The organism is Sporolactobacillus shoreicorticis, from assembly GCF_024125445.1.
In the GTDB taxonomy this organism is placed as follows: Bacteria; Bacillota; Bacilli; order Bacillales; family Sporolactobacillaceae; genus Sporolactobacillus; species Sporolactobacillus shoreicorticis.
On the sequence record NZ_JAMXWM010000004.1, the window covers coordinates 238,795 to 249,104 of the forward strand.

General features: G+C 45.3%; 10 protein-coding genes. 8 read left to right on the forward strand and 2 right to left on the reverse strand.

Going from position 1 to position 10,310, the window contains the following annotated elements:
* Positions 1-77: 77 nt before the first annotated feature.
* Positions 78-1,217, forward strand: a complete 1,140-nt coding sequence (locus tag NIE88_RS05470; protein WP_253059918.1) for an AI-2E family transporter — start codon at positions 78-80, stop codon at positions 1,215-1,217.
* A 3-nt stretch (positions 1,218-1,220) separates the two neighbouring features.
* Here the strand turns inward: NIE88_RS05470 and alsR are convergent, their stop codons facing one another.
* Positions 1,221-2,111, reverse strand: coding sequence for an acetoin biosynthesis transcriptional regulator AlsR (gene alsR, locus NIE88_RS05475; RefSeq protein WP_253059920.1), 891 nt, complete (start codon positions 2,109-2,111; stop codon positions 1,221-1,223).
* A gap of 236 nt (positions 2,112-2,347) precedes the next feature.
* Between alsR and alsS the strand changes: the two genes are divergently transcribed.
* The 3 genes from alsS to NIE88_RS05490 all read left to right on the forward strand — a co-directional run bounded on the left by alsS (position 2,348) and on the right by NIE88_RS05490 (position 5,274).
* Positions 2,348-4,036: an acetolactate synthase AlsS gene (gene alsS, locus NIE88_RS05480; protein WP_373689405.1), complete on the forward strand. Its 1,689-nt coding sequence runs from the start codon at positions 2,348-2,350 to the stop codon at positions 4,034-4,036.
* A 61-nt stretch (positions 4,037-4,097) separates the two neighbouring features.
* On the forward strand, positions 4,098-4,817 hold the full coding sequence (gene budA / locus NIE88_RS05485; protein WP_253059928.1) for an acetolactate decarboxylase: 720 nt from the start codon (positions 4,098-4,100) through the stop codon (positions 4,815-4,817).
* A gap of 178 nt (positions 4,818-4,995) precedes the next feature.
* On the forward strand, positions 4,996-5,274 hold the full coding sequence (locus NIE88_RS05490) for a hypothetical protein (RefSeq protein ID WP_253059930.1): 279 nt from the start codon (positions 4,996-4,998) through the stop codon (positions 5,272-5,274).
* Between the two features lie 199 nt (positions 5,275-5,473).
* On the opposite strand, the gene NIE88_RS05495 is transcribed toward NIE88_RS05490, so the two are convergent.
* A complete protein-coding gene (locus tag NIE88_RS05495; RefSeq protein ID WP_253059932.1) occupies positions 5,474-6,058 on the reverse strand; it encodes a manganese efflux pump MntP in 585 nt (194 codons plus the stop codon).
* A 200-nt stretch (positions 6,059-6,258) separates the two neighbouring features.
* On the opposite strand from NIE88_RS05495, the gene NIE88_RS05500 reads away from it, so the two are divergent.
* The 4 genes from NIE88_RS05500 (at position 6,259) to NIE88_RS05515 (ending at position 10,190) form a co-directional block, all read left to right on the forward strand.
* Positions 6,259-7,038, forward strand: a complete 780-nt coding sequence (locus NIE88_RS05500) for a class I SAM-dependent methyltransferase (protein WP_253059934.1) — start codon at positions 6,259-6,261, stop codon at positions 7,036-7,038.
* A 70-nt stretch (positions 7,039-7,108) separates the two neighbouring features.
* Positions 7,109-7,903 (forward strand): TIGR00266 family protein, encoded by a 795-nt coding sequence (locus NIE88_RS05505; protein ID WP_253059938.1) that lies wholly within the window; start codon positions 7,109-7,111, stop codon positions 7,901-7,903.
* A 140-nt stretch (positions 7,904-8,043) separates the two neighbouring features.
* Positions 8,044-8,982: a hypothetical protein gene (locus NIE88_RS05510; protein WP_253059940.1), complete on the forward strand. Its 939-nt coding sequence runs from the start codon at positions 8,044-8,046 to the stop codon at positions 8,980-8,982.
* Between the two features lie 59 nt (positions 8,983-9,041).
* Complete coding sequence (locus tag NIE88_RS05515) at positions 9,042-10,190, forward strand: HAD family hydrolase (RefSeq protein ID WP_253059942.1); 1,149 nt, start codon at positions 9,042-9,044, stop codon at positions 10,188-10,190.
* Positions 10,191-10,310 lie beyond the last annotated feature (120 nt).

The window sequence follows — 10,310 nt, forward strand, 5'->3', positions numbered from 1 at the left end:
TTGGCATGATTATCATTGCTTCGTATCTTAATATCAAGCTATAATTAGACTAATAACTTGTGGAAGCTATGTCCTTCATGGACTTGAGAAAAGGTGTGGAAACTGTGCTGAAAAAACATTCGAACTTGATTTTCTGGACCATTGAACTCTTGGGAATAGCGCTGCTTATTTTTATACTGACAAAGATATCATTTATTTTTGTTCCGGTTGTTACTCTGATCACAACGCTGTTTTTTCCGATTATTGTGGCCGGATTCCTTTTCTTCTTGATCAGTCCTTTCGTAGATATTTTCCAGCGAATGAAGATTCCACGAACGCTCAGCATTTTAATTATTTACATTATATTAACCGGCTTAATCGCTTTGCTTGTGGTGATTGTCGGGCCTCCGCTGACCGAACAGATTAAATCGTTATTCGGCCAGCTTCCGGATTACATGACGAGCTGGAGAAAAAGTATTGAGCATCTTGCTGACTCTCAAGGATTTAAATGGCTGATCCATCAAGACTATTATTCTATTGATAAAATTCAAAGCAGTCTCGAAAAAATGCTAAAAGAGTTTACCGACAATGCAGGTTCCGGGCTGTCTACATTCTTCAGTGTACTAGTTAATGTGACGCTGACTGTGGTGACGGTCCCGTTTATTCTCTTTTATATGCTTAAGGACGGCAATCGTCTGCCGAAAGCGGTGACTCGTTTTTTCCCTCATAAATACCATGATGAGGTGAATCACATTCTCGGCGATCTGAATGACACGCTGTCTTCGTATATTCACGGATTAATTATTGTTGCGTCATTTGTCGGCATCACATCGAGTATCGGTTTTGCTGTGATTGGTCTGCCGTACAGCTTGCTCCTCGGACTGATTGTCGGCGTGACCAACATCATTCCTTACCTTGGACCGATCTTGGGTGCAACGCCGGCGCTGGTCATTGCGCTGATGGATTCACCGACCAAAGCACTGCTTGTCCTCGCTGTTATCGTCATCGTCCAGCAGCTTGACGGTCATCTGATTTCGCCGCTTGTCATGGGTAAACGGCTGAACACCCACCCGCTGACCATCATCGTTCTGCTGCTTGTCGCCGGCAAATGGATCGGCCCAATCGGCATGATTCTTGCTGTACCGACCTATGCAATGATCAAAACCTTTATTTCCCACATGATTCGATTGATTCGTTTGCGTCGCAAAAGCAAGGATGACAGCTTGATAAAATCATGAAAATTAGGATCCTTCGATACGAATCCGTCTGGTCAGTGAGACAAACTGCTTCAGAGCCGGATTCGTATTTTTTTTTAAATAAGCAAGCGAGAGTACTGCCTTAAGCGGATAATCGTCAATTTTTCGGTACACAACCTCCAAATTGAACAGCTTCTCTGCGGAAGCGGGAACAACACCGATTCCGATACCGGCGGAAACAAGCCCAACGACCATCTGGTATTCCGTTGCCTCTTGAACAATCTTCGGTGTGAAATCGACCTGTTGAAAGAGCGAAAGAAATTCGTCGTACAGGCCAGGCCAAATGTCTCGTGAAACAAGTATAAATGGAACATCTTTCAGATCTTCAATCCGGATTCGTTCTTTTTTTGCCAACGGGTGATTCTTCGGCAGCGAAAGCGCGGCAAATCCGCGCTTGATTGGAATGGTATCAATTAAAGAACTGCTGACCGGAGGGTGCAAAAGTCCGACATCAATTCGATCACCAATGAGTGCATTTACTTGATCCGGAGTGGAGAATTCATGAAGACGTATGGAGACATGCGGGAAAATACGTCTGTACTCCCTGATAATCTGCGGGAGTATATCATAGGTTGCCGATCCGACGAATCCGATCACTAAACGCCCGAATTCGCCGCGATGTGCCCGCTGCGCCGTATCAACAGCCTGGTTGACTTGGGCAACGACCTCGCGTGCTTCTGGAAGAAACAGCTCTCCGGCAGTTGTCAGTTCGACATGGCGTTTATTTCGTTTGAACAGAGCGACACCAATTTCTTCTTCAAATTGCTGGATCTGTTTGCTTAATGGCGGCTGTGTCATTTGCAGGCGTGCGGCAGCTCGTCCGAAATGAAGCTCTTCTGCAACCGTGATGAAATAAATAAAATGGCGAAGTTCCATGATTTTCAGAATACTCCTTTTGTGAATTGTTTTCAGCAGAAATTAAAAAGTGATTTCCTTATTAATATACTCTGTGTATTACATGGTGTTCAATAATATATTTCACATTGGTTAATGGAAGCGGTAAAATGATATTAGTCACAGAGATCATGAAAAAAGTGCGGACGATCTGCCGGTGCTCCATTAAAAAAGTATTGAGCAGATACACGAACACTCACCCTAATGAGGAGGAAATGATTGTGAGTAATTTAAAAAAGGAAGAACAGAAACTGGCAACCGGTGCGGAACTTGTCGTTGACTGCCTGATCAAGCAAGGTGTGAAATACGTATTTGGGATACCGGGAGCAAAAATCGATGCTGTGTATGATGTCCTAAAGGATCGCGGACCGGAGCTGATCGTATGCCGTCATGAACAGAACGCCGCATTTATGGCGGCGGCGATCGGACGGATTACCTGCAAGCCGGGTGTCTGTTTGGTAACCTCCGGACCGGGTGCCTCTAATCTCGCGACCGGTATTGTTACAGCTAATGTAGAGAACGATCCGATTGTCGCATTAGTTGGAGCTGTTCCGAGAGCGGATCGTCTGAAGCGTACCCATCAATCCATGGACAACGCTGCTCTGTTTCAACCGATTTCCAAATACAGTGCTGAAGTCGTTGATCCTAAAAACGTACCAGAAGTTGTCACCAATGCCTTTCGTGCTGCCGAATCAACATCGGCAGGAGCCAGCATTGTCAGCTTTCCTCAGGATGTACTCGTTTCCAAAACAACCGTAAATGCACTGGGGCCACTTGAGAGTCCGAAACTGGGAACTGCTTCTGAAGAAGCAATTGACAAAGCAGTAGAGGCGATCAAGAATGCGAAGATGCCGGTTATTCTCGCGGGTATGCGTGCGAACCGTTTCTCAGTTGTATCTGCCGTGCGTTCTTTGCTGGGCAAAATTGCTTTCCCTGTTGTAGAAACATTCCAGGCAGCCGGTTTGATTCCTCGAAACATGGAGGAACATTTCTTTGGACGTATCGGGTTGTTCCGCAATCAGCCAGGCGATTTGGTGCTTGAAAAAGCGGATGTTGTGGTAACGATCGGTTATGATTCTGTTGAATATGATCCGAAATTCTGGAACAACGTCGGTGCACGTACAATTATTCATTTGGATGAAGTACGTGCGGATATTGATCATTATTACCAGCCTTCGATTGAACTTGTTGGTGATATTCCGTCAAACGTCCAGCGAATTAAAGATAAATTAACAAATTTGAATATGACGCAGGAACGTATTGCTTATCTGGAAGGTATGCGCCGCAAGCTCGATGCACGCGACGAACCGCCTAAGCAAGCAAACGGCAACCTTGTACATCCGCTGAGCCTGATTCACACGCTGCGCCATTTGATCAGCGATGATACCACGGTTACTTGTGATGTGGGGTCTCACTATATCTGGATGGCGCGCCATTTCCGTTCCTATGAACCAAAGACCTTGCTATTCAGCAACGGCATGCAGACTCTTGGCGTTGCCCTTCCTTGGGCGATGGCTGCATCACTGGTAAATAATCATGCGAAAACAATTTCTATGTCTGGAGACGGAGGTTTCCTTTTCTCAGCTATGGAACTGGAAACAGCCGTGCGTTTGAAGCTGCCGATTGTTCATATTGTTTGGCGCGACGGCACGTATGATATGGTTGCGTTCCAGCAGAAAATGAAGTATGACCGCACTTCTGGTGTCGATTTCGGAAAGATTGACATTGTTAAATATGCAGAAGCATTTGGTGCTAAAGGGCTCCAGGTCACGAAACCTGAGGAACTTGAAAGCGTTCTGAAAGAAGGTCTTGCCTACAGCGACGGGCCGGTAATTATTGATGTGCCGGTCGATTACAGTGATAACATTGCTCTTGGCAAGAGCCTGATTCCAAACCAATTAAATTAATCATTGCCGTTATTTTCAAAATGATGCTGTAATCTTATTTAGAAAGAAGGTTTTTTCCATAATGGCAAGTGAAAAAGATAAAGGTCGATTGTTTCAGCTTTCAACGATGTCGTCATTGCTGGACGGTGTCTTTGAAGGGGCGATGAACTACGATGAAATCAAGAACTATGGTGATTTCGGCATCGGCACGTTCGAGCATCTGGATGGGGAAATGATCGCCTTCGATGGCGCGTTTTATCGTTTGCGGGGAGACGGTACGGCTACACCGCTCAAAAGTGAAGACAGGACCCCGTTCTGCTCGCTGACTTATTTTCAACCGACAGCTGAAAAGACGTTTAATCAACCTTTAGACAAGGCGGCGTTTGAAAAAGAATTGAAAAAGCTAATGAAAAGTGAGAATTTGTTTTACGCCTTTCGAATTGACGGTGTGTTTAAAGAAGTGAGTACACGGACTGTTGCTTATCAGGAAAAACCAATTCCAATGACAGAAGCAGTTAAAACGCAGCCGATTTTCCACTTTAAGCATGCAAAAGGAACGATTGTCGGTTTTTGGTCACCGGCCTTTACGCAAGGTATTGCAGTGTCCGGCTTCCATCTTCACTTTATTGATGAGGAGCGTAAGGGAGGCGGCCATGTCTTTGATTACACATTGGATCATGGCAGGGTCTATGTTGATAAAAAATCGCACATGAGCCTGTACACTCCGGAGACAGCCGGTTTTCTGAACGCGAATTTATCCCGCAAGGATCTTGAAAAAGAAATTAAGGTTACCGAAGGTTGATTCATAACAAATAATTAAAAACCAAATACTCAGGAGAACATGAACCGCCCCCGAAAATCGGACAACAAAATCCAATTTCCGGGGGTTTTTGTATGACTAAATATTCGATGAATTTCAAGACAGGCTTCTGCGTAAAAATGAGATGATGAACCAGAGTCAATGAGAGCGGGTGAAACGGATGATTCAAATGATCATTTTCCAAGCGGCTGCCGCATTTGGCGCGATCATGTTGCTGCTGGTATTCGCGAAGCTTTTCTTCCACGCACATGATGTGATGCTGTTTGCGGCTACTTTTGCATTCGGATTGTTCTATGCCGCTTTTATTGAAAGACGGGCGGAACTTCTAGAAGGAGCGATCATCGGTGCTTTTTACGCATCAGCGACTTATGGATTATATATGCTCATAAAAAAACTGTCTAAACTGTACCGTCATTCTAAGGAGGGACCGTTCCGTTAAGAACGCAACGAGCAATACGGTGTGGTATAGCTCGTAATGCAAGAACTTTTACTATAAATTTATTCATTAAAGGACTCGTCCAGGCTGAGAATGCCCGCTAGTCCGAACGATGAATTAAATCGAATGATCTCGGACAGATGTTCTTTGTGCAGGCGTTGCATGATCACCAAGACAGGAGACAATGATTTACTTAAGATGGTTACATCGATGTGAAAATCGTATAAATTCCGATACAGATCAGTAAAATTGAAGCAGCATATTCAGATAATGTGCCCATTCGTGAACGAAGTTTTTTTAATCCTAATCGTTGGCCGGCATCAATTGAGAAGTACGAAAGAATGCCGACGGTCAGCGCCACACCGATCGGATTTAAACCGCCGATGCCTGCACCGAATGCGGTGCCCATCGCATTAAAAGAGAGTGCGAAGCTCAGCCAGAATGTTTCATTAAAGGAAATCAGGTTGTTCTGGTCGCGGTCGATCTGATCAGCCTGGGGAATGGTCTTTGAAGGCGTCATTCGGTGAATACAAGCACTGAAAAGCGACCATAGGCCGATACCAAGTATGATTGCGCCGCTCACCAGGTTTGCAAGAAATTCCGGAATCGTGAATCCGAGAAGTGATCCGGCAATGATCGTAATAAGTGAGGTTGCCAAAGCCACGACAGCCATAAATAAATTGGCGATCCACGTAATCCTCTTCCCCTTGATTCCAAAGGACATGCCCACCGCAAAATTATCAATGCTAGCCGCAATGCCGATTAAAAGGATCATGAACCAATGCATCTTCTCATCCCCTTGTAAAAATTAAGGACCGGCAATTCGAGTGTTGCGTTTTAAAAATACCCGGTCGGAAGGTATAGTATGTTAAAATAGAGAAGGTGTTCATTGCAAAAAGAGGAATATCGTGAATTTTAACCGAATGATCATCGGTTTGTATAATAACAGAATGTAACAAACGAATAGGATAAGAAACAGGTGATCAAGTGAAACAGACGACACAGGCTCATGGCCTTTATGACGGTGCTGCCTACTATTATCTGAAATATCGCGGCCAATACAGCGAGCGGCTGATTCGGACTTTAGCTTTGAAATGCGGACTTGATGGAAAAGGACGGCTGCTTGATTTAGGCTGCGGAACCGGCAAACTGACTTTTCCGATGGCACGGTATTTCAGTGAAACAGTCGGTATTGATGTCAGTTCGGATATGCTCCAATCTGCTCGCAGTCAATGTGAATTACTCGATATTCATACGATGAAATGGTTAAAAATGCCCTCTGAACAAATGAGCCCGGAACTCGGCTCGTTTCGGATGATCACAGCTGGCGACGCCTTTCATTGGATGGATCGCGAGCGTGTATTGAAGCTCAGTTACGACCTTCTTGAACAGGGCGGCGCGCTTGCACTGGTTGGGCAGGGACATCTGCTTGGCAGTCTTTCTCTTGATTGGCAGCAAGCTGTCCAACGCGCCATTGACAAATGGTTCCCTGATTTCGAACGCAGGAAACTGGCTGTCCGGCATGAGCAGCTTTTAGCAAAATCTTCGTTTCATTCCGTACTGACCGGTGAAATCCACTCGGAACGTGAGCGTGATATTCCATCAATTATCGGTTACCTATATTCCACATCTACCTGTCGCAAAAGTAAGCTTGGCAAAAATACAGCAAACTTTGAAAAAGAATTATACGACGAACTCAAATTAATCAACTCGTCGGGAACCTTTAAGGAACCCGTCACAGATTACTATATCATTGCGTTTAAGTAATAGGGGCAGACGACGTTTGCCTCGTGTATTCTGAGTTCGAGTTGCCATCATGAACGGGAGGAAGCAAACAGTGAACAATCATGATATTGACTACAAAATAGAAGGTCAGGAAATGCAATATGTGGAAATTGAATTAGATCCTCACGAAACAGTGATTGCCGAAGCGGGGAGCTTTATGATGATGGAAGACGGTATCGGTATGGAGACGATTTTCGGTGATGGAAGTAGTCAAAACGGCGGTGTGATGGGAAAACTGTTTGGTGCCGGTAAACGTCTGCTGACCGGCGAGAGCCTGTTTATGACTGCATTTACCAATGAAGGAGCAGGGAAGAAGCACGTATCGTTTGCATCACCTTATCCGGGGAAGATTATTCCTCTTGATTTGAGCCTTTATGGTGAGCGGATGATCTGCCAGAAAGATTCCTTCCTGTGTGCCGCAAAAGGTGTTTCGGTTGGCATCGCCTTTCAAAAGAAACTGGGGGCCGGCTTCTTCGGCGGTGAAGGCTTTATTATGCAGAAGCTTGAAGGTGACGGACTTGCCTTTGTCCATGCAGGCGGAATGATTAAAGAACTTGATCTTGCTTCCGGTGAAACCCTGAAGGTTGATACCGGCTGCCTCGTAGCCATGACGAGTAGTGTCACTTATGATATTGAGTTTGTCAGAGGTGTGAAAACCGCCTTGTTTGGCGGTGAAGGTCTGTTTTTTGCGACACTGCAGGGTCCTGGTAAAGTGCTTGTACAATCGCTTCCATTCAGCAGGCTTGCCAGCCGTGTGTTCAGTGCGATGCCAGGCAATCCTGCCGGCCGCAGTAAAGATGAGGGCAGCATCACCGGCGGACTTTTTAACTTGTTCAATGGCGACTAAAAGATGAACGAATCGTTTGGACAGCGACGGCGCTCAATGGAGCACCGTCGCTGTTTTAACTGCATTGCGGGCATTATTCTGGGTTTCTGGCAAAAGATTCTTTAAACTATAGGGGATGATATATAACGGAGTGGTACGAAGTGAAGGAAAAATACAAAGCATCTGGTGCGAAAAGCGTGTTGTGGGTTTTCTGGCTTCTTGCCGCTAAAATTGTTTTTATTCTCTTGCTGGCGGGACTGACAGTTTGGATTATCTACGCGGTTCATGCAGCGAATTCAAGCGGAGCTGGTGTCCGGTTTATCCATGTCCTCGGCGCCGGGTACAGTAAGGATGGAAAAACGTTGTGGCTTGGGACAGACAAGCAGCTGATTACTTATAAAGAGGGTTCCTGGCACTCGGAAAAACTTAAGGACAGTTCACATGCAGACTTGTTTCTTGCCGGCGGTTCCGGTTTTATTCAGATGAATAAGACGGGTAATTTGCAGTGGAAGACAATGGAACAAGACCCGATCGCTCACCGAGAACTGAATGATTCTCTTGAAGGATTCTGGGCATTCGGGTATAAAACGGGACGTATGTACCGGCTCCAAGAAGCAGACGGAGAATCTGCATTGCGTTATTCTGACGACGGGGGCAATACGTGGGATGTCGTAAAAGTGAAAAATCCGATCGGGAATGTGCGAGTCCTTGAAGCATCACCGGTCAATAATAACGTTCTGGCGATCGGGACAACGAAAGGTCTGTACGTCAGCACAGATCTGGGCGCACATTTTCACCAGTTCTTGAAAGGTAATTCGGTTTCGAGCGCTGCATTCAGTTTTAGCAAACAAGTGGCACTGTTCGCTGCTGTTGCAGGAAAAGAAACAGCACTGTACCAGATCATTCCTCAACAGAACAAATCAATCAATCTTGATATGGGCACAGTGGAAAACGACACAGTGACTCGGATTGTTCAAAATCCGGCGAAGTTTGGAGAAGCGGTTATGATCACCAAACACGGTGATTTGTACCGAACAGAAAACAGCGGGCAAAACTGGACAATTATTGCGAAAAAAGGCCGCGGATTAAACGGAAATTAAATGCGTGTAACGTTTTCCTATGATAAACTAATAGAAAGAGCGAGAAGGTCGGTGAAAAGATGATTCAAACGGTTTTATTTGATGTCGATGGTGTTTTTCTCAGTGAAGAGCGCTATTTTGACGCCTCGGCGCTTACTGTGCATGAATTGCTGCGCAGCGAGAATTATTTAGGACTTGGAGATGGCAAGCCTTTTCAAACGAAATACAGTGATGAAGAGATTGCTGCAACCCGATCAGAGGTTTTTCTTAATGATGATGTGCTGAATTTCTTGAAATCCCGCGGAATGAATGCCAATTGGGACATGATTTACATAACGATTTCCGAGCAGTTGATTCACTTAATAACTCAGCTTCCTGACATGGCGAAGACACAGGCAGTAGAATGGTTGAAGAAGCCGATTGATCAGACCACGCTGAATGCGTTTCGCTCATTGTTTAAAAAATATCCTGTAAGGCCCGACTTTAAGCGTTTTATGGCGGATTACAAAGAAACCAAAGCAGTAAAACAAGATCTAATCTTTTTTCTCAATGAGGTTGCCTCAAGGCGGCTTGGTATTGAAACAGCGGCATTCAAGCCGAAAAGCGATTTTTGGCATATTGGTGAACACGCTTCCCAAGAATGGTATATTGGTGATGAAAATGTATTGGCAGCAACAGGAAAGCCTTCGGTTCAGACAGGTAAGAAGGGATTTATGAACGAAGAGGTAACTCTGGCGGACCCGAATGATATTCGCGGAATGTTCCATGCATTTCATGATTATGGCATACATGTGGGTATTGCTACGGGACGGCCGAGATTGGAAACGTTCAAACCGTTTACCTATTTAAACTGGATCGATGAGCTGGATTCGAACCATATTGTAACCGCAGATGATGTGCTTGCCGCAGAACGGAGCTACGAAGCGGCACCGCTTGCCAAGCCGCATCCTTTTACCTATCTTGTTTCCTATCATGGCAAGGACAGTGATTTAAAGCGCTGGACAGCCCGCCGTCCTGAGCAGTTGCCTGATGGAGAACAAATCCTGATTGTCGGAGATTCGCTCGCCGACCTGCTCTGTGCCAAACAACTGGGCTGCCGGTTTGCAGGAGTCCTCACCGGTCTTTCCGGTCAAAAGGCTCGGAGCGAATTAGAGGAGCACGGCGCCGATTTTATTCTCGATTCCATTGCAGATGTAAAGGGTCTGGTGCTTGATCTTTTAAAAAAATAAACGGATCCATTTTTTTGGCGGGCGATGCAAGCCTGCTTCTTTTTGTATAAAAATTTTAAAGAAAATAGTTATCATGAACAAAACTAGCCCCCTTGATCGTAGAATCGTGGATTAAATGGG

Bases quoted from the DNA above. Each gene is read 5' to 3' on its own strand.
- NIE88_RS05470 (WP_253059918.1), top strand. From the start codon at position 78: ATGGACTTGAGAAAAGGTGTGGAAACTGTGCTGAAAAAACATTCGAAC.
- alsR (WP_253059920.1), bottom strand. From the start codon at position 2,111: ATGGAACTTCGCCATTTTATTTATTTCATCACGGTTGCAGAAGAGCTT.
- budA (WP_253059928.1), top strand. From the start codon at position 4,098: ATGGCAAGTGAAAAAGATAAAGGTCGATTGTTTCAGCTTTCAACGATG.
- NIE88_RS05490 (WP_253059930.1), top strand. From the start codon at position 4,996: ATGATTCAAATGATCATTTTCCAAGCGGCTGCCGCATTTGGCGCGATC.
- NIE88_RS05495 (WP_253059932.1), bottom strand. From the start codon at position 6,058: ATGCATTGGTTCATGATCCTTTTAATCGGCATTGCGGCTAGCATTGAT.
- NIE88_RS05515 (WP_253059942.1), top strand. From the start codon at position 9,042: ATGATTCAAACGGTTTTATTTGATGTCGATGGTGTTTTTCTCAGTGAA.